At 55.8% G+C, this 23,351-nt stretch carries 17 protein-coding genes and 1 tRNA gene; 4 read left to right on the top strand and 14 right to left on the bottom strand.

The genetic code is table 11. The features are described from left to right. Positions 1 to 72 precede the first annotated feature (72 nt). The 3 genes from gltB to B2R17_RS10655 all read right to left on the bottom strand — a co-directional run bounded on the left by gltB (position 73) and on the right by B2R17_RS10655 (position 6,351). The gene (gene gltB / locus B2R17_RS10665) at positions 73 to 4,638 is read right to left on the bottom strand and encodes a glutamate synthase large subunit (protein ID WP_286763965.1); all 4,566 of its coding nucleotides are present in this window, start codon (positions 4,636 to 4,638) and stop codon (positions 73 to 75) included. Between the two features lie 67 nt (positions 4,639 to 4,705). Next, positions 4,706 to 5,677 (bottom strand): LysR family transcriptional regulator, encoded by a 972-nt coding sequence (locus tag B2R17_RS10660; protein ID WP_037198259.1) that lies wholly within the window; start codon positions 5,675 to 5,677, stop codon positions 4,706 to 4,708. Positions 5,678 to 5,955: 278 nt separating this feature from the next. Continuing rightward, on the bottom strand, positions 5,956 to 6,351 hold the full coding sequence (locus B2R17_RS10655) for a Dabb family protein (protein WP_008665221.1): 396 nt from the start codon (positions 6,349 to 6,351) through the stop codon (positions 5,956 to 5,958). A gap of 219 nt (positions 6,352 to 6,570) precedes the next feature. On the opposite strand from B2R17_RS10655, the gene B2R17_RS10650 reads away from it, so the two are divergent. Next, complete coding sequence (locus B2R17_RS10650) at positions 6,571 to 7,812, top strand: DUF1559 domain-containing protein (RefSeq protein WP_286763964.1); 1,242 nt, start codon at positions 6,571 to 6,573, stop codon at positions 7,810 to 7,812. A 93-nt stretch (positions 7,813 to 7,905) separates the two neighbouring features. Here the strand turns inward: B2R17_RS10650 and B2R17_RS10645 are convergent, their stop codons facing one another. The 8 genes from B2R17_RS10645 to B2R17_RS10610 form a co-directional block, all read right to left on the bottom strand. Continuing rightward, a complete protein-coding gene (locus B2R17_RS10645) occupies positions 7,906 to 9,054 on the bottom strand; it encodes a DUF1570 domain-containing protein (protein WP_414707292.1) in 1,149 nt (382 codons plus the stop codon). 167 nt (positions 9,055 to 9,221) lie between these two features. Further along, on the bottom strand, positions 9,222 to 10,340 hold the full coding sequence (locus B2R17_RS10640) for a crotonobetainyl-CoA--carnitine CoA-transferase (RefSeq protein ID WP_286763962.1): 1,119 nt from the start codon (positions 10,338 to 10,340) through the stop codon (positions 9,222 to 9,224). 153 nt (positions 10,341 to 10,493) lie between these two features. Then, complete coding sequence (locus B2R17_RS10635) at positions 10,494 to 10,838, bottom strand: rhodanese-like domain-containing protein (RefSeq protein WP_286763961.1); 345 nt, start codon at positions 10,836 to 10,838, stop codon at positions 10,494 to 10,496. A gap of 113 nt (positions 10,839 to 10,951) precedes the next feature. After that, entirely contained in the window at positions 10,952 to 13,048 is a 2,097-nt protein-coding gene (locus B2R17_RS10630; RefSeq protein WP_286763960.1) for an NAD(+) synthase, read from the bottom strand. A 202-nt stretch (positions 13,049 to 13,250) separates the two neighbouring features. Then, positions 13,251 to 13,964 (bottom strand): metallophosphoesterase family protein, encoded by a 714-nt coding sequence (locus B2R17_RS10625; protein ID WP_286763959.1) that lies wholly within the window; start codon positions 13,962 to 13,964, stop codon positions 13,251 to 13,253. Beyond that, a complete protein-coding gene (locus B2R17_RS10620) occupies positions 13,965 to 14,744 on the bottom strand; it encodes a YqgE/AlgH family protein (protein WP_286763958.1) in 780 nt (259 codons plus the stop codon). A 143-nt stretch (positions 14,745 to 14,887) separates the two neighbouring features. Then, positions 14,888 to 15,898, bottom strand: coding sequence for a ketoacyl-ACP synthase III (locus B2R17_RS10615; protein WP_286763957.1), 1,011 nt, complete (start codon positions 15,896 to 15,898; stop codon positions 14,888 to 14,890). Positions 15,899 to 16,057: 159 nt separating this feature from the next. After that, positions 16,058 to 16,130, bottom strand: a tRNA-Gly gene (locus B2R17_RS10610). Between the two features lie 254 nt (positions 16,131 to 16,384). Here B2R17_RS10610 and tig point away from each other — a divergent pair. Continuing rightward, entirely contained in the window at positions 16,385 to 17,905 is a 1,521-nt protein-coding gene (tig, locus tag B2R17_RS10605; protein ID WP_286763956.1) for a trigger factor, read from the top strand. A gap of 89 nt (positions 17,906 to 17,994) precedes the next feature. Here tig and B2R17_RS10600 read toward each other — a convergent pair whose 3' ends face one another. Next, positions 17,995 to 18,792 (bottom strand): (5-formylfuran-3-yl)methyl phosphate synthase, encoded by a 798-nt coding sequence (locus B2R17_RS10600; protein WP_286763955.1) that lies wholly within the window; start codon positions 18,790 to 18,792, stop codon positions 17,995 to 17,997. Positions 18,793 to 19,043: 251 nt separating this feature from the next. Here B2R17_RS10600 and B2R17_RS10595 point away from each other — a divergent pair, with 251 nt between their 5' ends. Next, a complete protein-coding gene (locus B2R17_RS10595) occupies positions 19,044 to 20,258 on the top strand; it encodes a ribonuclease D (RefSeq protein ID WP_008661199.1) in 1,215 nt (404 codons plus the stop codon). A 40-nt stretch (positions 20,259 to 20,298) separates the two neighbouring features. On the opposite strand, the gene B2R17_RS10590 is transcribed toward B2R17_RS10595, so the two are convergent. After that, a complete protein-coding gene (locus B2R17_RS10590) occupies positions 20,299 to 21,411 on the bottom strand; it encodes an adenylate cyclase (protein WP_286763954.1) in 1,113 nt (370 codons plus the stop codon). A gap of 288 nt (positions 21,412 to 21,699) precedes the next feature. Next, positions 21,700 to 22,470, bottom strand: a complete 771-nt coding sequence (gene bioD / locus B2R17_RS10585; RefSeq protein WP_286763953.1) for a dethiobiotin synthase — start codon at positions 22,468 to 22,470, stop codon at positions 21,700 to 21,702. On the opposite strand from bioD, the gene B2R17_RS10580 reads away from it, so the two are divergent. Then, positions 22,469 to 23,335, top strand: a complete 867-nt coding sequence (locus B2R17_RS10580) for a carbon-nitrogen hydrolase (RefSeq protein ID WP_286763952.1) — start codon at positions 22,469 to 22,471, stop codon at positions 23,333 to 23,335. The two genes, bioD and B2R17_RS10580, sit on opposite strands and share 2 nt — an antisense overlap. Positions 23,336 to 23,351: the final 16 nt, after the last annotated feature.

The following is a 23,351-nucleotide window of genomic DNA, read 5'->3' as shown; positions in this document are numbered from 1 at the left end:
CCGGGCGAAGCGATTCGCTTCGCCCGATCGTTTTCAATCGCTTTGCAAAGCAAGCGATGTGCGCCGTCATTTTCAGACGCTGACCGCGTCTTTCTCGGCAGCCATTTCAGCCAGCACGCGTTTGTAGTCTGTCGGCATGACTTTGACGCACTGCGACACGAACGTGTCAAAGTCCGCCAAGGCTTCCGCAGCCAACGCACTCTTGGTGTACTCGTGGTGCTTCTCGATCATGCCTTTGACATCCGCGAGTTCCGCTTCACCTTCGATCTTTTCCAACTCGACGGTGGCCAAGTTGCAGTGAAGGTTGAAGTCGCCCTTGCGATCCCAGATGTAAGCGATCCCGCCCGACATACCCGCAGCGAAGTTGCGTCCGGTTTCACCGAGACACACCACGCGTCCGCCGGTCATGTATTCACAACCGTGGTCCCCGACGCCTTCGACGACGGTGCGAGCACCGCTGTTTCGCACGCAGAAACGCTCTGCCGCCCGGCCACTGAAGTAGGCTTCGCCGCTGGTCGCACCGTACAGACAAACGTTGCCGACGATGATCTCGTTGGCAGCATCAAATGTGCTTTCGCGAGGCGGGTAGACCATGATGCGTCCGCCGGACAAACCTTTGCCGACGTAATCATTCGCGTCGCCTTCCAGTTCAATCGTGACACCATGAGCGAGGAACGCACCGAGGCTTTGTCCCGCAGAACCCGTCAGATCGATGTGGATGGTGTCGTCGGGCAAGCCGGCTTGTCCGTGTCGTTTGGCGATCTCGTGCGACAAGATCGTTCCGACGGTCCGGTTGATGTTGATGATCGGCGACGTGATGCGAACAGATTCGCCGTTTTCGATCGCGGGCATCGCTTCGGCGACCAACTTGGTCATGTCGAGTGATTTTTCCAAACCGTGATCTTGGCCACGCGTGCAGATCACTTCGACCTTATCGTGAGGACGCTGCGCGGGGCTTAGGACGGAGGTCAAATCCAACCCATCGCTCTTCCAGTGTTTGATCGCGTCGTCGGTCGACAACACATCGCTGCGACCAACCATTTCGTCGATCGTTCGGAAACCAAGTCGTGCCATGATACGGCGAGCTTCCTCGGCGACCATGAACAAGTAGTTCACCACGTGCTCGGGTTTGCCCGAGAACATCTTGCGGAGTTCAGGGTCCTGAGTCGCGATGCCGACCGGGCAAGTGTTCAAGTGACACTTCCGCATCATGATGCAGCCGAGCGTGATCAACGGTGCGGTTGAGAAACCAAACTCTTCGGCTCCGAGCAATGCTGCGATGACAACGTCACGTCCGGTTTTCAAACCGCCGTCCGTTTGCAACACAACGCGGCTGCGGAGATCGTTGAGCACTAGGACTTGGTGAGTTTCGGCAATCCCGAGTTCCCACGGCAACCCAGCATGCTTGATGCTGGTCAACGGCGACGCACCCGTTCCACCGGTGTCACCGGAGATCAGGATGTGGTCGGCGTGAGCCTTGGCAACACCCGATGCAATCACACCGACGCCCACTTCGCTAACCAGCTTCACGCTGACGCGTGCCGATGGGTTGCTGTTTTTCAAATCGTGGATCAGCTGAGCCAAATCCTCGATCGAATAGATGTCGTGGTGAGGCGGAGGACTGATCAGTCCCACACCCGGTGTGCTGTAACGGATGTTGGCAATGTAGTTGTCGACTTTCTTGCCGGGCAACTCACCGCCTTCGCCAGGCTTGGCACCTTGCGAGACTTTGATCTGCAGTTCGTCTGCGTTGGTCAAGTATTCGATCGTGACACCGAAGCGTCCCGACGCGATTTGCTTGATGGCAGAACGCTTGGTGTCGCCATTGGGAAGCGGCTGGAATCGTTGTGGATCTTCGCCGCCTTCACCGGTGTTGCTCTTGCCGCCCAAACGGTTCATTGCGATGGCGAGAGTTTCGTGCGATTCGGCGCTGATGCTGCCGAGGCTCATCGCCCCGGTGCAGAATCGTTTGACAATGTCTTTGGCCGATTGAACTTCGTCCAAAGGCAACGCGGGTCCGCCAACGCCTTCCTTGAAGTCAAGCAATCCACGCAGTGTGCAACGCGTTCGGTTGTCCTCGTTGATTTCGTGCGAGAACTTCCAGTACGCGTCTTCGTTGTTGTTGCGAGCCGCGATTTGCAGCGAGCTGATCGCTTGAGGGCTCCAAGCGTGCTTTTCGCCTTCGGCACGCCAGTGGAATTCACCGAGGTTTGGCAATTGAGTCAAACGGTCAGCTTCCTTTTCTGGGAAACCAAGCTCGTGACGACGCAGTGTTTCTTCCGCGATGACGTCGAACGTCACCCCTTGGATGCGGCTGGCGGTGCCAACGAAGCAACGCTTGATGACTTCATCGCGGAGTCCCAACGCCTCGAAAATCTGAGCACCCTTGTAGCTTTGCAGGGTACTGATGCCCATCTTGGCCATGACCTTCAGCATGCCTTTGGCGACACCCTTTCGGTACGCGGCAACGATCTTGTCGTCGTCCAATGTGGGCGACATCAAGCCGTCGCGGTGAGCTTGCCACAACGCTTCGAATGCGAGGTACGGGTTGATCGCATCGGCACCGTAACCAATCAGCAAGCAGTGATGATGCACTTCGCGAGCTTCACCGGTTTCGACGGCAATCCCCACGCGAGTCCGCTTGGCTTTGGCAACCAAGTGATGGTGAACCGCACCGGTGGCCAGCAGCATGCTGACAGGCACACGGTCGTGCGAAACGTCGCGATCGCTCAGGACGATGATTTGCAGACCTTCGTCGACGGCCGCTTCTGCTTCAGCACAAATCCGATCCAAAGTCTTCGTCAGACCAGCCTTGCCTTCGGAACGATCGAACGTCGTGTCGATTACGCGGCTGTGCCAACGCTCGTGGTCGACATGCTTGAGAGCGGCGACTTCTTCGTTGGTCAAAATCGGATGATCGATCAACAACCGGTGACAGTGCTCTGGAGTCGCGGCCAGCAGGTTTTGCTCGGGACCGATGTAGCACTCCAGCGACATGATGACTTCTTCGCGAATCGAATCGATCGCGGGGTTGGTCACCTGGGCAAACAGTTGCTTGAAATAGTCATAGATCATCCGCGGCTTGTCGGACAAACAAGCTAGCGCCGAGTCATTGCCCATGGAGCCGACCGGGTCACGCAGTTGCTCGACCAACGGACGCAGCATGAAGTTCATCGTTTCGGCGGTGTAGCCAAACGCTTGCATGCGAGGCAGCAAAGTGTCGCCGTCAAACCCGTGACCTTCGGCTTCGGGGTGCAAATCAGCCAAACGAATGCGTTGCTGCTTGAGCCATTTTCCGTATGGCTTTTTGCTCGCGAAATCGCTCTTGAGTTCTTCATCGGGGATCAAACGCCCCGCTTCGAAGTCGATCAAGAACATCTTACCCGGCTGCAAACGACCTTTTTCGCGAACGATGGATGGGTCGACTGGCAACACACCGACTTCGCTGGCCATGATCACGCGATCGTCGTGGGTGATGTAGTAACGACTGGGACGCAGGCCGTTGCGGTCGAGCGTCGCACCAATGCACTTGCCATCGGTGAAGGCGATTGAAGCCGGGCCGTCCCAAGGCTCCATCATGCAGCTGAAGTACTCGTAGAAAGCACGCTTTTCTTCAGGCATCGTTTCGTGCTTTTGCCACGCTTCGGGAACCATCATCATGATGGCTTCTTGCAGCGTGCGGCCGTTCATTAGCAAGAACTCAAGCACGTTGTCGAACGTTCCCGAGTCGCTCAAGTGAGGCTCGACAACGGGGAACAACTTCTTCAGTTCGTCGCCATAGATTTCGCTGGCGGCCGTGCCTTCACGAGCACGCATCCAGTTCGCGTTGCCGCGAAGCGTGTTGATTTCGCCGTTGTGGCTCATGAAACGAAGCGGCTGAGCACGGTCCCAACTTGGGAACGTGTTGGTCGAGAAACGACTGTGGACCATCGCCAAGTGCGTCTCGAAATCTTCGTCACGAAGATCGGGGAAGTAAGGCATCACTTGGGCCGGCGTGAGCATGCCCTTGTAAATGATGACTTTGGTCGACAACGAACAGACGTAGAACATCAAGGCTTGCTTGATCTTCGTACCGCCGCGCAGTTCGTGACTGGCTTGCTTCCGGATCAAGTAAAGCTGACGCTCGAACTCCAGATTGCTCAGACCGTCTGCCGCACCGACGAACAACTGTTCGATGACAGGTTCGCTCTGACGAGCCGTTGGGCCAACGTCGGCGGCGTCCGTTTCTTGTGGCACATCGCGCCAGCCGATCAATTTCTGACCGGTTTCTTCGATCAAACGAGCGATGGTGTCTTTGCAGATCTTTCGTTCGGCTTCGTCGGTTGGCAAGAAAATCAAACCAGCCGAGAACTTGCCTTCTTCGGGCAATTCGACACCGAGATCTGCTTTGGCAACCTTTTGCAAAAACTTGTGGGGCAAGCCACACATGATTCCTGAACCGTCGCCGGTGTTGGGCTCGCAGCCGCAGGCACCACGGTGGTCCATGTTTTGCAAAATCGTATCGGCATCGATCACGATTTGATGACTGGGTGCCCCTTTGATATGGGCAACAAATCCAACGCCACACGCATCCTTTTCGTGCTCAGGGTTGTACAGTCCTTGGGCCGGCGGCAGGTGAAATAAAGGTTGCTTGGTCATAACTGAAACAACTTGGGGATGAGGGAATCTGTGGACTATGAAGGGGCGTTTGAGTCTGAGTCGCGGATCATGCGACGACCGAGACCGCCCGGTCTTTGGTTTGATTTTTCTTTCGATCTGCTTTCGCAGCTTCTGATTTGGTTCTCAGTTCAGGTTCCATCTCCCGCCCCAGAAGAAGTGATCCCAATTCAATTGCCGCGCGACTGAGTTTGCTGCTGCGGCGAAAGATGATCCCAAGTGGTCGGACCATCTGAATTTCGGGACAAGCGACCACGCGTAAGGTCCCGTTGGCCGTTTCGCGTCGGACCGCCGCCTCGGGAACAATTCCCAAACCTCGGTTCGCTTGAATGGCACGCACCATCGAATCCGCGTTGTCGAACTCCATCTGAGTCACAACCGAGATTCCGGCTCGTTTCAAACACTGATCGATGGCCTGACGCAGCACCAACCCTCGCTCAAAACCAACCATCTCCATGCCACTGAGTTCCGACGCGGAGACTTCTGTTCGCTTGGCGAAGGGGTGGTCGTCGGAACAAACCAAACGCATCGGCTCGGATTGCCAAGGAATGGTGCCCAAAGCTTTTGTGCTGCGCGGAAAACTCACCAGACCGAATTCGACGCCACCATCGAGCACCATTTGCACGACGCGTTGGCTGCTTCCGAACTCGGTTCGAACTTTGACATCAGGATGCTGAGTCTCGAAGACCTTGGTGGCTTCGGGCATGTAGCTCAGACCGACCGAATAGATCGCGCCAACGGTGACGCTGCCCGTCAATCGCTCGCCTCGGAACCGGACACGCTGCTCCAGTTCGTTGTATTGGCGGATCACGTCGCGGACGCCGCACAGGTAAATCTCGCCCGCTTCGGTCAGCCCCAATGGTCGACTCGAGCGATCAATCAGACACGCCCCAACGGATTCTTCCAATCCACTGATGGCTTGACTGACCGCGCTCTGGGTCAATCCGCAATCAACCGCGGCCTTGGAAAAGCTACGGTGATCTGCGACACGACAGAACAATTCAAGCGTACGAAACTGCAATGACAACCTGCTGTATTAAAATTCCTTATGATGCGCCCGGCCACTCTTAGCCGGATTGATGACGGAGAATAGCCACGGATGCAAATTTGGTCAAGCGTTCAGCCGCTCGGCCCCGATTCGATAGGTCAACGAAAAAGCCCGGCAGCTGTTTTGGACCGCAATTGCCGGGCTTTTCTGAATTTTTCGGGCTGCAACCAAAGCCGATCAAGGGCAGCTCAGATTCCGCCAAGGTGGGCGGATGGAACCTCATTGACCGGCCTGGAACGTCATCAACCGGACTACTTATCGGCCCAATAATCGATGACGACCACTTTTTCGAGGTGAGGCTTCAGCACCTCGACGAACGCCTTGTGTGCTGGGTGCGGCAGGTACGTCTCGCGATCCTTCTCACTGTTGAAGGTCACCAGGAAACAATGAGTCAGCCCGTCATTGAGCCCCTCGGGCGAATTGTTGGTGCCGAATTCGAAGTCCGCAATCTCAGGAATTTCGTTGGGCAAATTGCGAAACGCGTCGACGACCTTTTGGACGTCTGCGTCCGAACTGGCCTCTTTAAAACCAAACATCACGACGTGGCGGAGCGTTTTCTTGGACACTTCTTCCTCAGCTCCTGTGGCTGACAACTGCATGACCGCGGCGGCGACAAAACAAATTCCTAAACCTAACAACAAACGCATGGCTCTCTCTCGATGGTAGCGGTAACGGACGAAAGCCCCATTGTCGCGTGTTCGATGACGGTCAGCTAGTCGTGCAAGCCCTCGCGGGCTCGCTTGATCGTGCTTCCACTGCTGGGTTGCAAATTTTTACTTGTTCACCTCTGGCGTCATGCGTACAACGACCTCGGCACATGCATGGAAGCATTGACATCACATCCCACGTTTTCTTGTGGATCCGTCATGCTTCTTTCTCGTTTCTCTCGACGCTGCAACTCGGAACGCTCGGCGTTCACTCTCGTCGAACTGTTGGTGGTGATCGCCATCATCGGCGTCTTGGTCGCGTTGCTTCTACCGGCGGTTCAGTCCGCTCGCGAAGCCGCTCGACGAATGAGTTGCGGCAACAACATGAAGCAGATCGGACTGGGTCTGCACAACTATCACTCCGCCTTCAATCAGTTGCCGATTCACGGTGTCGGCCCCACCGATGAAAACGACAACACCGCCGGTCGTGGAAGTGCGAACGATGGCACCGGGTTCACGCGAATGGAGCTGACCTATCTGGTTGGCTTGCTGCCGTATGTCGAACAACAATCCATTTGGTCGATGGTCAGCAACCCGTTGATCGAACCGGATGGTGACATCTGGCCCGCGTTTGGCCCACGACCTTGGACGATCCAATACCCGCCCTGGGCAACCGAGATCCCAACCTATCGTTGCCCAAGCGATCCCGGATTTGGATTGCCGGGACTCGGCCGCACGAACTACGCAGCCTGCACCGGCGACGGATTTTATGAAGCCGAACATGGGGTGACGGTTTGGAACTCGAGTGCAAACCGCTGGGAATACAATGAACGCTTGGCGATGCAACGCGCTCAATGTGGACTCCGCGGTGCCTTTGTGCCTCGCAAGTCGATGCGTTTTCGTGACTTCACCGACGGACTCAGCAACACCATCGCGGTCGGTGAAATCGCGACAGGCTTGGACGATCGCGACAACCGCACGATCGGATTCACCAATGCGAAGGGTGGCTTCTTTCAAATCGCCAACAATCCGAAACGTTGCTTTGATCTCGGGTTCATCGATCCCGAACGTCCCAATTTCTGGACCGAAGACGCCCGCGTTTACGCACCAGTGTCACAGCGAGGCTTGCGGTGGGCGGACTTCCATACGCTTCAGTCGCAATTCAACACCATTCTCGGACCCAACTCAGAAGTCTGCCTTGTTGGGCACTCGGACACCTACGGCATTGCACCTCCTAGCAGCTATCACATGGGCGGAGTACATGTCGTCATGTCCGATGGCGCGGTGAAGTTCATCACCGACTCAATCGAAGCCGGCAATTCGCGTGTCCCATGCGTGTATTGCAAGGCGTTGTCCGGACAAACCGACAGCCCAACGGCTGCTGGATCGGAAAGCCCCTATGGCTTGTGGGGTTCACTGGGAACACGCGCCGCTCGCGAAGTCATTAACGGCGAGTTCTAAAGTGCCAATGACCGCCTGAAAAACAGACGCTGAATCGGTAATGGCGGGGGCCACGAGTCCCGGACTCCAGAACTCGTTGCCTCGTCCATCACTTCAGTTGCGAACGCGTCGCATGTAGGTGATGAATTTGCGATCGAGCTGTTCCAGGGTCATGTCCATCGAGCTTTCGAAATCTTCGATTCGTTCTCGAGGCGTTCTTTCGTCGAGAGGCTTGGACTCGCTGAGCTTCTGCAGATACGACACAAACTCTTTCCGTTGTGTCTTCAACAAGAAGTACGTCAACGCCCAAGATTCACCGTACGCGTCTTCCGCCGTCGAAACGGAACGGAATCGCGAATCGTCCGACAAAAGTGTCGCCAGCGAATCATCGGGGCGCGAAGAAAGATAACGTCGAAAGCGGCCCAGGTTGACCGCGTTGACTCGCCCGATCCCTCGCCAACCACGCGGGTTGCTGAAGTCTGGCGATTCAAAAAACATCGCCAACCCTTCGCTAACCCACATCGGATTGTCAGCGAACCGAGTCTGCAACCCGCAGTTGTAGGCCAGTTGGTGCGTCGCCTCGTGAATGATCGTGGCAATGTTTCGCTCCAAGTTTGGCACTCGGAACGTCGTCATTCGATTGCTTTCCAGGTGATAGTAGCCAATGACGCTCTTCGCCGTGTCACCAATTTCTTGGCTCGCGTACTTCAAGAACTCGTTGTGGTTGGCGAGCACTAGCGCGACCAAGGGATAACGTGGTTCTTCAAGATCAACGTGCTGGTTTTTCCAGTACGTGAAAAAACCACGGTGCAGCTGTTCGAACAAAACGCCGCAGTCTCTCGCGTAGGCTTCGTTGCCTTGATGAAGCAGCAAGTAATTTGCAGTCCGGTAAACCTGGAAACCCTTTGGCAGCTCGTCCAACATCCGACGAGCCATGGTCTCTTGATCGATCGGCGGACCCGCGGGCTGCTTCGTTCGTTGAACGATCATGTCCGGCTGGATCGTCCAAAGTCGCCCAGCGTCGCAACGAGCCAAAACCCCGCCATCGGCAGCCTCGACCAGAATTTCAGCATCGATGGTCTGCTCTTGTTCGGCCGAATCATCCGCACCACCGTTGAAAGTGATGATATCCGCGTGCGCGCGAGAACCGGCGGAGCCAATCCAGAATGTCAGCACGGCGAATAGGATCAATACGGTGCGTCTTGCCACGACAAACAAATCCAACGAGAACGATGACCGAAGCGGATCCACATGCCGAGACATCGCAGGCGAATCCACAAAAAAATGGCGACGGGTTGTTCACCCGTCACCATTGTAGACCATCCAAATCATGTCAATGAATCCGCCTCGCCTCATTCGATCGTGAGACGCAGGCCGCCAGCCACCGGGCCCGTCAATCCTGGTTCAAAACCAAGCCCGGTCGACCGTGACTACTTTCGGAAGTAGTCGGCAAAGTCATCTGCTTCGGTTGGCTGCGTCGCCGCTTTGCGAACCGGACGTGGGATTCGACGCAAGCCTTCTGGCTCTTCGCCGTCGTACGAAGTTTGGCGAACCTTGACTCGACGCTTGCTAACACTGGCCGAATCGTCCTCGAACGGATTTCGCATCTCGTCGAATAGCGATCCCGCTCGTCCGTTTGAATTGCGACCTGGAGCCGCCTCAGCAGGGACCGGTTTTGGAACCGCGGGCAAGCCAGGATTCGTTTTGCGAATCGTTGTCTTCGGACTATCAGTGAGCGGTTGCGGTGCGGGGGTTGGAATTCCTTGCATGCTTGGGTTTCGCTGAGCGTAAGGCGTCACTTCGTTCACGGTCGGGCTCGACATGTGTGGCATCCCGCGGGACTCCATCACAACGGGAGCTTCAATCACGTGATGATGGCCGTAGGAATGGACTTCGTGACCATGCACTGCCCCGGCTGACGCTTCACAGTGACTGCAGGTTTGACACCCTGATTCGCATCCGCGGTGACAACGTTTTCCGTGCACCAAGAAGGCACCGACTTCGAAAACGCGTTCCACGCCACAAGCAGCAAGGTCCAACGTTTGATAGATCGGATTGCACTTCTGAACTTTGTGTCGTCCGAGGAATCCGCCGCTATCCGGTTTGCTGCAACTGGAGCATCCTGCGGACTCGCAACCACAGGTCGCATCGAATCCGCAGCTGGGATCGCTAGCGAAAAACGGAGCGACGCCGCGAAGAGGCTCCGCCCCGCACTCTGGTTCCACACTGCACGAGCACTCGGTTTCACAACCGCAGGAAGCACTCAGATGTGCACGCAAAGCGGGGAACGCCAGGGGAGCTTCGCATCCGCAGACGGGTTCGAGCCCGCATGTTGGCTCACTGCCGCAGGAGGGCGAATCCAAACCACAGACTGGTTCGCCGCAACTGCAAGACTGCGCCGCGACGTCGCTGACAGCAACGCACGCCATGGCAGCAACCATTGCCCACGCGGCCAAGAAGCGAACCGCCGTGATTCGCCGTCCCGGCTGCAAACGGGATGTGACACACAAATCAGACGCACGTCGATTCTTCGTAAAGGTCCAAGACATCAGCTACTTTCTCCGTCGAACTTTGGATGACTGACATCGCTTATCGACGAGGAATGATCGTTAGGACTAAAACTATCCAAACGACAGGCAAAAGCACCTCAAACCGCGCACCTTACCAACGCGCTAAAGTTTCACTTCACCGGACCGGGAAACTCAATAGCGAGGAACCGACGAATCGATTCGCTGGGACCATTGATCGATTCCACCAGCCAAGTTCTGAACCTTCTCAAATCCCTGCGATTGCAAGAACTGAGTCACCTGCATGCTGCGTCCACCGTGGTGACACTGAACAACAATGTGATCTTCGCGATGTTCGTCGAGTTCTGACAAACGTTGCTGAATCTCGCTCATCGGCAACAGTTTCGAACCCTCGATACGAGCCGTTTCATACTCGGCAGTTTCGCGCACATCCAACAAAACGAACTCGTCGCCGCGGGTTCGCATCGCGTCCAAATCAGCAACCGTGATTTCAAGTGGCAAGGCAGAATCGTTTGACATGGATCATGGTCTCAAGGAACAGAAATGGATTCGCTGGCATGGCAACTTGCTGCCAAACCGGTGGCCCATATTGTGCACGCCATCGCTTCGACGCGAATGGGTGGCAACGAAGTTCAATCACGAAACGCGGCGCTCGACGCATCGGCCGGCATCCGCCAATCACCGCGAGGCGACAAGCTGACCGATCCGATCTTCGGGCCGTCCGGGACACAATTGCGTTTGAATTGATTTTGGAAGAATCGCCGAACAAACGTTTTGGCCGTCGTCTCGATCACCTCGGCGGAATGCGGCAAATCGAATTCCGTCTGCCCCGCCAAAAAACACATTTTCGCAACGTCACAGCCACCGCGAACGAAGTGATAGAGAAAGAAATCGTGCAGTTCGTACGGGCCGATCGAGGCCTCAGTGTTCTGCCGAATCTCACCATCTTCGGTGGGCGGCAAAAGCTCGGGCGAGATCGGCGTGTCGGCGATTCGATGCAACGTTTCGTGCAAGGTCGAACGATACCGATGGTCGGCGGCGTACTGCACCAAGTAACGAACCAACGTCTTCGGAACCGAAGCGTTCACGTTGTACATGGACATGTGATCGCCGTTGTAAGTGCTCCATCCCAAAGCCTGCTCGGACAGGTCCCCCGTTCCAAGCACAAACCCGCGACTCATCAGCAACATCGTTCGCAGACGCGCCTGGACGTTCTCGAATTTCAAGTCGGTCGCGTTGGCATCGACTTTCTGAAGTCGCGATTGCAGGTCGTCAATTTCGGTCGATGCATCGATCTCCAACCCCAAAGGCGAATGCCCAATATCCAGAAACGTTCGCAATGCGAGCGGGCGGATATCGATGCTTTCCGACGTCACGCCCAGCCCTTCGACCAATTGCGTCGCGCTGTCATTGGTGTGCTGGGTCGTGCCGAATCCAGGCATGATGATCGCATCGATCACCTTTCGATCTCGCTTCAGTTGATCCACCGCCGAAACGGCAACCAGCAACGCCAATGTGCTATCGAGCCCACCGGAGATTCCAATCGTCAACGGTAGATCCGCGGGCAATTGCTGCAACCGTTTGACCAACCCAGCGGTTTGAATCGCCAAAATTTCTCCACACCGTTCCTCTCGTTTGGACAAATCGTCCGGCACAAAAGGATGCGGATCCACTCGTCGGAGCAGCCGATTCGCATCTGCCTGGTCGTGCTCCTTATCACCTCGTTCGTTACCCTTTCCGCTTTGCGATGAAGTCACTGACGGTCCCTGCTTCTTACCCGAACCAGACCAGGCAACATCCACCGTTCGATAGGGTCGAGGCAACGAAGATTGAAAATCATCGAACGAGCCAACCACGCGTCGATCGTGATCAAGCCGTTGCAAATCGACGTCCCGAATCAACTGTGTCTGAACTGGCAAGTCTTCGTCATCGGTATCGCCGATCCGTCGAGACTCCCCGATCAAAGCACCGTTTTCGGCGATCAAACAATGTCCACCAAAGACCAGGTCACTCGTCGATTCACCACCACCCGCCGAAGAGTAGGCGTAGGCTGAGATCAATCGCCCCGATTGACTGACAACCAAATCTCGACGCCACTGAGCCTTACCAATCAATTCGTTACTGGCCGACAAATTGGCGATCACGTTTGCACCAGCGAGTGCCGCATAACTACTTGGTGGAACTGGCACCCAAAGGTCTTCGCAGATTTCCACCCCAAGCGTCGCCGCATCGTCTTGAAACAGCAAATCAGTGCCAAAGGGAACGTCATTTCCATCAATCCGAACGGTCGCGGGATCGTTGGCCGAAGCCGCTTGGAAATGCCTCGCCTCATAAAATTCGCGATAGTTTGGCAAGAACGTTTTGGGCACCAATCCGCGAATAAACCCACCGCGAACCAAAGCGGCAACATTCATGACGCTGGTTCCCACACGCAGCGGCAAACCAACGACGATCGCGGCGTCGCAAGAATAGGAATGCGTCGCGATCGCCCGAAGTGCACCCAGACTCGCGTCCAACAGCGTTTGCGTCGCGAACAAATCGCCGCACGTGTAAGCGGACAGCCCAAGTTCCGGGAACAGTATCAAGTCAGGATTGGATTGCTGAACAACAGCGTCCATCGTGGCGATGGTCTCCGCCGCATTTGCCGCGGGATCGGCCACAACGACTTTCGGCGATACCGCCGCGATTCGGTAAAAACCATGCTGCCGCCGCTGCTTTGGGATCGTCATTTCGTTCGATGAAGTCAAAGCGGGTTAGTCTCGTATTCCGGGGACGTGGCAACAACGAAAAGCATGACCATCTGACGGACACATGCTCGTCGGGGCGATACGACACCATCGAAAACGCCCCTCATCCGAGACCCGAACAAGCGGCCATCTGCATCGGGCTCGTTCAAAATGGTGCTGTCGAATCAGTATAACAAGCCGTGAATCAGGATTTCCGCGATCGGAACCACTGGACGCAGCCTTTCATCAACATCGCGAATCGCTCGACGGGGACTCGACGAATGTGCCCGTGTCGATCGACTTGCAGGACAGTCTCAGATTCCAGGTCCATCGCGGAAAGAAACCCGCCGCCGAAACAATACGTGTCCATGCAAACCAGGTGCGTGTGCCGCAAAACTTCACCGGTCGGCTGGGGCGTATGCCCGACGAAAACGCGTTTCCCGCTGTGATGCGGTGCGGGCAGACTCGCTGGCAAATGCGTCCAGTAGGTCAACTCATCGCTCTGTGACTCGACGTCGCAACTCGGGTCGTACATCGCGTGCACGAAAATCTCTTGTTCCGTCTCATAACTGGGAAGCAGCGACTCGAAAAACGCTAGGTGATCCTTGGGAATCTTTTGGGCAGAACCACCGTAGCTGGTCACCGTTGCCTTGCCGCCGCTGCGAAGCCACATCGCATCGTCCAACCCTCGGGAAACCACGCTTTGCAGCATCCATTCATGGTTACCGCGCAGGGGAATCACTTTGCACTTCGACTGCAACTGGATCAATTGATCGATGACATCGCGAGAATCGGGGCCTCGGTCGATGTAGTCGCCCAGAAAAATCAGCTCATCATCGGCGGTCGGCGCGAGCTCCTGGATCATGGACCGGAGTGCTTTGGCGCAACCGTGGACGTCGCCGATCACATGCCGAGCCATTCAATTCACACCCGGGTCGAAACCCTGTTGCTCAGAAGGGAAAGGAACGTCCGGCGTCAAATCTTTCATGATCGCTTGACCACAACGACGCACCAATTTTTCCCACACTTCTTCGCAAGGACCAAAGATCGATTCCGTGTCGGCGGGAGTGACCAGCCAACCACCGTCTTCCAATTCGCTCTCCAATTGCATTGGCCCCCATCCGGAATAGCCAACGACGTAACGCAATTTGGCGTCGTCTCGTCGAGCCAGCAATCGCAGGTGGTCTTCATCCGAGGTCACCCAAGCGGGAACGTCGGCCCATTGGATCGACATCGAACCCCACGGTTCGGCTGGATGATCGTGCAGTTGGGTCTTGGATCCTGCGGGATCATTTTCGGCCCCCTCGCCGACGTCCGTCCCACAGGGATCGCCGATACCCGCGATGTTGTGAAGAGCCAAAACGGGTCCGTTGACCGGACCGCCGAGATAAATTTGGTCGGGGTGAATCTGCAGAGACTCGTTTGTTTTGTCCGGATCGCTGGGGTCACTCCCGGATGCCGAATCAGCCTGGGAAGCCAGCAATGCACTCATGTCCGGACCGCTGGACGCCTGCCACGACGGATCGCTCATCGCGATGACATCACCAAAACGCTGAGGTCCGGCGCGGTTGATCACCACGCCAAAAGCACCTTCGTCGGTGTGCCGAATGATCAGCACGACGGACCGGAAAAAATTGCCGTCATGCAAATACGGCGAAGCGATCAGGAAACAACCGGTGCAATTCTGGGACGTTTTCATCTCAAGCCCGGATCAAGGACCGGCAACTGCGTGGATAAGGAACGGTTGAATAAAAGAAGATGCATGTGCCTTCGGCCGGAACGGCCCACTGGGTGCTTCGCACAAAAGGTACCTGATTCTTCTACTCCCGCTGATTGCTAATTTCAGGACTGGTCTCGGTACTGATCCCGCCAAAGACATCCGCCCCAAGACAGCCCGACGCCAAAACCAACCAGGACATTGGTTGCATCTCGAACCAGCTCGTCACGTTGTCGCATTCGGTCGATCAGAATTGGCAACGTGCAAGATACCGTATTCCCAACATCCGCCAAATCGACCGGCAGTCTCTCTGGCGAGATGTCCATTCGCTTGCGAAGTTGGTCCAACATTTTCCAGGTGGCCTGATGGAACAAGTAGTGGCCGATTTCGTCGTCCGACAATCCGTTTTCCGTCAGAATCTCGTCCACCAACCTTGGGATCGCTTCGACCGTGAAGTTGATCAGGCTGGGGCCATCCATATACAGACGACTCTTCCAACGCTTTCGGTGACGGGGCGGAATCGCGTCTTCGGCTGGTCGGCTTCCGCCGTTGCCCACGATCAACATGTCCGCGCCACTGCCGTCGCTGCCGAACTGATATCCCCACAAAGAGGGCTGGTCGGCGGAGGTAATCAAAGTCGCCGCGGCGGCGTCCCCAAAAATGGTCCGCAGGCTGCGATCATTCTCATCGATGTATTTGCTGTACGTTTCCGCCGTCACCAGCAGCACTTTTTTGGCAACGCCGGTTCGGATCAATCCGTCGGCCATGGCGGTGCCGTACACAAACCCGCTGCAGCCGAGATTGAAATCGATCGCGCCACACTGGGTTCGCAGGCCCAGCCGATCCTGCAGCAGGCACGCAGTCGTCGGCAGCGGATAATCCGGCGTCTGGGTGCACAGCAACACGAAATCAATCGACGACCGATCCAAATTTTCGCGTTCGAACAATTGCTCGCACGCCTGGACGGCCAGATCCGCCGCCGTCTCGTCGGGCTTTGCAATGTGCCGCTGGTGGATCCCCGTTTTCTCCGAGATCAAGTCGAGATCCCACGAGGGGAACTGTTCCTTCAGCGTCGCATTGTCTTCCACATGTTCCGGAAGATGCACCGAGATGGGACCAATCTGGGCGTGGGGCACGTTCGTCTCGGCGAAGAGGCTAAAGAAAACTGACGTGGGTCATTCGAATGAACGCGGAAGCGTACCAGCCATTCCGCATCAACGGCAACTCGCAAACGAGGATCCGCCCCAATGGGCATAAAAAAACCACGCCCGTGATGTCCGGGCGTGGTCTTGAAGAGCGGCTGATCGGATTCGAACCGACGACAATCACGTTGGCAACGTGATGCTCTGCCAACTGAGCTACAGCCGCGTTTCAGTTGTGTGGGGCACAGTATAGGAACCATCGGATTTGTCGCAAGTCGACTTGAAAGGTTTTTTAACCGCTTGTCGATCATCGCCGGAAAACACTACACTTTGCCGCTGCATGAAATGGCCCCTGAAGCAGGTGGCCCCCCGGTCGAAGCGTCCGATCACCCCGGCCTATTCGATTTCGCTTCCCGAAGTAATCGAGAGCCAGTTCCGGTTCGATCGATTCGTTTTTCTAACACAAGGTTCAAAATCAGGATGTCCACGTCTTTCGACACCGATTCAACGCCCGCCGAAGACGCGGCTGCTCCCGTCAAAGACCCGCTGCAGTTGAACATGGAGGTTTCAAAACCTCATGCCTGTTTGCGGGAGGTTGTTGTCACCATCCCTCGTGGCGAAGTGGATCGCTACATGAAGGACGCGTACGACGAACTCGTTCCGGAAGCTCAGGTTCCCGGGTTCCGTGCCGGCCGCGCGCCACGCAAGTTGGTTGAAAAACAATTCAAAGATCGCATCGAAGATCGAGTCAAAGGCTCGCTGTTGATGGACAGCTTGGCCAAAGTCACCGAAGACGCTGAGTTCTCAGCGATCGGTGAACCCGACTTCGATTACGAGTCGATCGAATTGCCTGAAAAAGGTGAATTCAAATATCAGTTCAGCATCGAAGTGCGACCTGAATTCGAAACTCCAGACTGGAAGAAGCTGGAACTGAAGAAGCCCGTCGAAACGACTTCCGAAGAAGACGTCGACGCAGCTCTTCAACGAGTCCTCTCGCGTTACGCTTCCTTGGAAGCCAGCGACGCCCCAGCCGAACTCGGCGATCGCTTGTTGATCACCGCGAAATTCGTCGACGGCGACAAAACCATCTCCGAGATGGATGAAGAACGCGTCACGTTGGCCAATCGCCTCAGCCTCTCCGATGCAGTTTGCGAAAACTTCGGCGAACTGATGAAGGATTGCAAAGAAGGCGACGTTGTGACCGGCAAGGTCAAACTTGGTGAAGGTCACGCCAACGAAGAAATGCAAGGCAAAGAAATCGACGCCACCTTCACGGTCGTCGAAGTCTTGAAAGAGCAACTTCCTGAACTGACCTCCGAATTCCTCGACGAATTGGGTGAGTTCGAAACCGAAGATGAACTCCGCGAATTCGTTCGTGGTTCATTGGAACGACAAGCCAACTTCCGCACCGAGCAAGCGATGCGTGGCAGCATCATCGAAAAACTGCTGGCTTCAGCAGATTTCGAATTGCCACCAACCTTGGTTCGCCGCCAAATGAAACGAGAACTCGACCGCAAGGTTCTCGAGTTCCGTCGCAGTGGCTTCGACGACGACATGATTCGTCGCTTCGTCAACGCCAGCAAGCAGAACATGCAACAAGGCACCGAGTCTTCGCTGCGTGAACACTTCATCCTTGAGCAAATCGCCGACGAAGAGAAAATCGACGCGGAACCTCAAGAATACGAAACTGAAATCCAGTTGATCGCTGAGCAAAGCGATTCGTCACCACGTCGCGTGCGTGCTCGTCTGGAAAAGACCGGTCAAATGGACGCTCTTCGCAACCAAATCGTCGAACGCAAGGTCATTGAACTGATCTCCGAAGCGGCAACGGTTACCGAAGAACCTGTCGAAAAAGAAGCCGAAGAAAAGAACGAAGAGTTCGCCATCGATCACGAAGTGCTGCCAACCAAGGATCACGACGCGATCCCAGCGGCCAAGTACGATGACAACACGCCGAAGGGCGCTGAAACGGAAGAAAAGCAGGAAAAAGACAAGGACTGATTCCAAATCCCTTTTCCAATCGCATCAACGCCTGGTCGTCATTCGCGACTGGGCGTTTTTTCATGCGCCACTGGCAAATACAAACGACCTCAGTTCGCCGGAGATCCGATCGCCCTTCTCCATGCGGTGACCTTGCGCAAGTCCATCTGCCCGGTCCGATCGCGCTGGTCGCAGACATCCCCACGAACGCCCCAGCAATTCGGACGCACGCCGGCAGTCCCGAGCGAACGCATCTCTCGCAACCGCAATGATCCCGCCAGAGCGATCCAAACGCTGTGCTCAATCGCTACGCAAAGAAGTGATCTCAGCCGATCAATCGACATATGATCCGTTAGCGTTCGCCCGTCTTTTCCGAACGTATCGATCAACAATCGATGACGCCCTGTTTGGATCACGGCGTTGAGCACTCCTTCGGCGGACATCGCCCCAGCGGCAATGTGATCCGCGTACGCGACCGGCACCAATTCGACTGGTTGTGGCAGTCGGATCGACTCCCAAAGCCCAGTCAGTTTCGGTGCGGTTGAGCAACCGCTCGGACCGACCTTTGCAAAAGAGAACTCGGATGGAACGTGTGCGGACAATTTGGCTCCCGTGTCGGACTCACCCAGCGCCGCTGACAAACGGACAGTGCGATCCGCTGGTGCTTCACCGACAAATTCACTGACGGCTGACTTCCATACACTTGGATCGCATGCGGCCAAAGCTCCACGCGAAGGCTCTTTGAAGTCGAGAATATTGACGCCCCCGGAGACGGCCACCCGGGCCTCCCCCAGATCCCGAACACTGACTAGCAATTCAGCGGCGTCCCCGCTTGCCTCCCGCAAAGAAGAAGGACGAGTTTCGCTTGTTGCGAGCACCAATCGTTGGCGGGGGGAAGTCGATTCCACTTCGGTTCCTTCGGGGCATTCTGATCCGAGCTACCACTACATCCGATCGACCCGAAGCGGCTGGCAAGCTACAGTCTTCGTCTAAGCAATGAGCAAGAAACAAGTGTCAGGTACCTTTTGTGCGAAGCACGCAGCAGGCCGCTCCGGAAAAAGATGCCCGACACTTGTTTCTCAAATGTTCCTAAACACCGTTTCAGGAACGCAACTTACGTGAAATCAATGTCGCCCAACAAGACACCGGATTTGCCGCGGTGAATTACGACTCCATCGAGACGCCTTCGCAGTTCGCTGAATTTTGCGATGCCATTGCGGACGAACCCGTGATCGGTTTTGACACAGAATTCGTTTCTGAGGACTGCTACCGCCCCGAATTGTGCTTGGTCCAGGTCGCTGCGGGCAAACATTTGGCGGTGATCGATCCTTACACCGTTGGCGACACAAAGCCATTCTGGGACATCCTGACGGACGACCAGATCGAACCCGGCAGCCGAGTCGTGATCGCTCATGCGGCTCGCGAAGAAATTCGATTCGCGTACCGTTATTCGGGCCGACCGATCGCCGGACTGTTCGACACTCAGTTGGCCGCCGGATTTGTCGGGATCGAATACCCCGCCTCGCTGGCGACACTGGTTCAAAAATTGGTGGGGCAAACCCTTCCCAAAGGCGAAACGCGAACCAATTGGCGACATCGGCCGCTGACAAAGGACCAGCTGACTTACGCATTGCACGACGTGACAACGCTTGCGGAAATGCACTCCAAGCTAATTGCGGATGTCAAAGGTCTCGATCGCGTTTCGTGGTTGAACGAAGAAACCGATCGGCTGCAAAAGAAAGTCATCGACGCTGAAGAAAGTGAGAACTGGCAGCGTGTCAGCGGCAGCTCCGGTTTGAAACCACGTCAACTTGAGATCATCCGACACCTTTGGCGTTGGCGCGAAGAAATCGCTCGCACGAAGAACCGCTTGCCTCGCCGGGTGATGCGAGATGACTTGATGGTGGAACTCGCGAAAAAGGGTTCCCCCGACACCAAGAAGATCCGCAACATTCGTGGCATGGAACGTCGTGGGTACAACGATCAGTACGACGAAATCGGGGCCGCCATCGCGGCTGCTTTGGATGTCCCCGACGAACACCTGCCGCGACGAACGCGTGGACGCTCACGAAGTGCTTCGCCAATGCTGAGCCAATTCCTCTCGACCTCGATCGCTTGCATCAGCCGCCAGCAAAAACTCGCACCCGCGATTGTTGGCAACTCCGATGACGTCAAAGAACTGTTGTCCTACGAATTGGATCCTCGTCGCGGGACACCCACACCATCGCTGCTAAAGGGATGGCGTGGTGACATCGTAGGCACCGCATTTAGAAAGATCCTTCGCGGTGAACTAGCGATTCGCGTCGCGGACACCACCGAGCAACAACCACTCGAATTTGTTGAGTGCGAAGGCTCCAACCAGCCTGACGAGTGAACTTCGGTACGACGCGTACCGAAATGGTGGACTTTGGTCCCTACTCGTGCTTGTGATGCTGCGGGTCGCGGTCGTGGTGACGTTGGTTGATGTGCACGTGTAGTTGAGGATGGTTTTGAAACAACCAATCCCAACCCGACTCTGTAATCGCGGCGTCGTCCAAATACAAAGATTCCAAGTGCGGAAGCTGGACGATCACCTTCAGACCTTCATCTGAAAGCGGCACACCAATCAGGTGCAACCCTCGCAACGATTTCACTTCCAGCAACGCGCGACCAATATCGTTTCCCAACAAGGTCGATCCGACTCGAAGCTGGCGCAGCTTTGGCAGTGCCGAGAGCGAACGAATTCCTTTTTCGGTCAATCTGCTGTGCGGCAGGTTCAAGAACCAAATTGATTTTCGCTCGAGCAATGGTTTCAAACCTTCGTCGGTGATCGGCGAAAGTCGCAATCGCAAGTGCCGGAGCTCCGGAATTTTCGCAATCGTGGCCATGCCTTCGTCTGTGATCACGCCTTCATCAATCAACACCGTGTCCAGCTTGGGAAGTTCCGACACCTGAGGTTCGTCAGACTCCTCTTCCGAGGAAGAAAGCGAACTGCCGGGCGGCAATGGAGCCGAGTCGGAGGAAGACTCATCCGTCGCCGAATCGTCATCCGAGGCTTGTTCATCGGCGAGCAAGTTCAGCCGCCGCTGTTCAGCTGCTTTTTCCAGTTCTTCCAACGGAATCAACAGCAGCTTTTCATTGTCGATTTCATAGGTGGTCGTGTGCAACTGAGTCGACGCACCGCTAAGAACCTGCTCGATTTGCTGGGCGTAGAGTTCTTCCGGCTCGGGTGGCTTTTCCGGAGGTTTGACCGGTTCGATTGGCCGAGTGGCCCACCACGCTAGCCCAATGATTGCAACGACCGCGATACTCACCCCGAGTTTTGTGGGCGTGCAGAGTGCGATCAGCCTTTCCTTCAGGCTGACTCGCACGGGCGGTTGTTCTTCGTCGTCCGTCTCGACGACATCGCCCAATTCATCTTCATCGCTATCAGGCTGCGATTCAGCGTTGGATTCGTCCGGGTCCGCGGCAGAGGCGGAGGCGGATTCTTCTTCCGGCGAATCTTTTTCTTCCTCTCGGTCGTCGTCTGGCAGTTCGTTCGATGACATGAGGAAGATTTGTATCCTGGCACCGGAGCGTCGATGAACGACGCTCCGGTGCGCAGCTAAGTTTCGTCGAGAAGCAAAACGCTGAGACGATTGACCCAGTAACCGTCGCAGCGAGTAAAAATGCTTCCGCCCGAGTGATCGGACGAAGAAATCATTCCCGCAAACGATTCCTTGTCAACGAAACTTATGTCTGGATGGTAAAGCTCATCTTTTGGATGGGCGAAGGTGGGACGGCGGTGGGAATGTCTTTGCCGTTGGAAGTGGGGTACCACCGACGACAAATGAGTGTCAACGCCGAATTGTCGTTTGATTCAAAAAATTCACACCACCCGCTGTTTCACGAGACGTTTCCTCGGGCGATTTTCCATCGTTCGCCCCGGAAATAACGACCAACGGGCCATCCGCTTGCTGCACCGATGCGATCATCGGTATCCCGCACCATCGGCGCAAATCATCCGCATTTGTTTGCGTGGAATCGTCCGCGGAGTCATCCATTCGATTCAGAATCAATCCGGTGATCGGTATCCCAGCGGCTTCTGCCGCTCGCGAGGTCGAGATCACGTGATGCAAGACTCCCAGTCGGTCCGGTGCCACTAATAGCAGCTCAAACGAATGACCGTTCTGATCGCTCCACCGCTTCATCTCGGTTGCCAAATCAACGTTCAACCAATCGTCGCTGATGGGACTGAACAAGCCGCCGGCGCCCTCAATCATGACAACGTCGAATTCGCCGTCGCACCAAACCGCCAAACCATCTCGCAATCGCCGCGTATCAACCTGAGCTCCTTCTTTCGCGGCCGAACGCGGCGGCGACACGGCAGCGATGAAACGCTGCGGGCAAACCGCATCAATGTTTTTGGGGCGTCCTGCCGCTTGCCATAGCGTTGTCGCATCGACACTATACCGCTGGCCATCGGCGCGCAACTCGCAACCGCTGGCCACCGGTTTGTAAACCCCGACGCGTTGCCCGCATTCCCGCAACCGCTCAACCGTTTTCGCGGTGCAGTACGTTTTGCCAACCTCGGTATCGGTTCCCGTAACGAAATAGAGACTTGCCATGAGTTCTTCGGTCAAATTGTCGTTGATTCAAATGCGTGATGCGGGGTCGAAAGACAAGTCGATCGATGCATCAATTGGATGGATTGAAAAGGCTGCCGCCGAAGGTGCCCAGGTCATCTGCTTGCAAGAACTGTTTGCCACATGTTACCCGTGCCAAAGCGAAGACCACGACAACTTTGATTTGGCTGAATCAATTCCGGGACCGACAACCGAAGCCCTGCAACCGGTGGCGGAACGATTGGGCGTGGTGATCGTTGCCCCATTGTTCGAACGCAGAGCACCAGGCGTGTATCACAACAGTGCCGTGGTCATCGACGCGGATGGAAGCATCGCGGGCGTGTATCGAAAGATGCACATTCCTGACGACCCGTTGTACTACGAGAAGTTCTATTTCATACCCGGCGACTTGGGATTCAAAGTCATTCCGACCCGCTTCGCCAAATTGGGCGTGGGAATCTGCTGGGATCAGTGGTTTCCAGAAGCGGCTCGCCTGTTTGCCCTCGCGGGCGCCGAAATCTTGCTCTACCCAACCGCGATTGGCTGGATCGATGAAGAGAAAGAGGAGTTCGGCGAAGGCCAGCGTGATGCGTGGATGACAGCAATGCGGGCCCATGCGATTGCCAACGGAATTTATTTGGGAGCCCCCAACCGAGTCGGAATCGAAGGCCGCGTCGAGTTTTGGGGATCATCCTTCATCGCTTCCCCGCGGGGAGAAATTCTCTCGCAAGGCGATTGCTCAAGCGATCAAATCGTTTCCGCCGATTGCCAGTTTGCGGACATCGATGTCGTTCGCACGCACTGGCCATTCCTGCGAGACCGCCGCATCGATGCGTACGGCGATCTCATGAAACGCTGGATCGACTGAGCGACCAAGACATCAA

Source organism: Rhodopirellula sp. UBA1907, assembly GCF_002337565.1.
In the GTDB taxonomy this organism is placed as follows: Bacteria; Planctomycetota; Planctomycetia; order Pirellulales; family Pirellulaceae; genus Rhodopirellula; species Rhodopirellula europaea.
Note: the sequence above shows the minus strand (reverse complement) of the source record. Positions and strands in the feature narration are given on the sequence as shown.